This is a genomic window from Salinisphaera orenii subsp. halophila YIM 95161 (assembly GCF_003732545.1).
Lineage (GTDB): Bacteria > Pseudomonadota > Gammaproteobacteria > Nevskiales > Salinisphaeraceae > Salinisphaera > Salinisphaera orenii_A.
This window is the reverse complement of the sequence record NZ_AYKF01000041.1, coordinates 1-554: the sequence shown is the minus strand read 5'-3', so window position 1 is coordinate 554 and position 554 is coordinate 1. Positions and strand designations below refer to the sequence as shown.

Sequence of the window (554 nt, the reverse complement as noted above, 5' to 3'; positions counted from 1 at the left end):
CCGCTATCGTTGATCGTCGGGCCGTTGTTGACGGTCAGGCTATCGGCCGTCAGATCGGGAGAGGTCGCCACCGTTACATCGGTGCCGTTGCGGCTGAGATCGATATTCTGGCCATCGATAAATTGCACGGTATCCCCGGGCGCCACATTCGTGGCGGTGTCGCCATTAGTCTGAACATCGAACCCCTGGCTGGCGTAGTCGGCCTTGTCATCCACAGCCGAGAGTTGCGAGACATTGACGGCGTCGGTATCCGCCGAGCCAGCCGCAACGTTGGTGACCCGGCGCTCGCTTCCTGCATCACCCACCGAGACTTCACCCACCGGCGCGGTGCCGGCCACGGCAATGGCATTGCCGTCGGCATCGAGCGGTTGGAACGGATCATCGTCCAGGGTATCGCCATCGGCTAGCGAACCGCTGCCGAGCGCGACACTGTTGGCGGTGGTGACATCGGCACCGTTGCCGAGCACGAATGCATCGGCCACAGAGTTACTGTCAAATCTGGTGTATGAGGAAAGAAGCTAGGCGGCTTTCCTGCTGAGTTGTCGCTCGTCTAT

Annotated in this window: 1 pseudogene; it reads right to left on the bottom strand. The window is 61.0% G+C overall.

Annotated features, from left to right (window positions below):
* Nucleotides 1–482: pseudogene (locus tag SAHL_RS18305) on the bottom strand (hypothetical protein); the annotation flags it as partial.
* Nucleotides 483–554 lie beyond the last annotated feature (72 nt).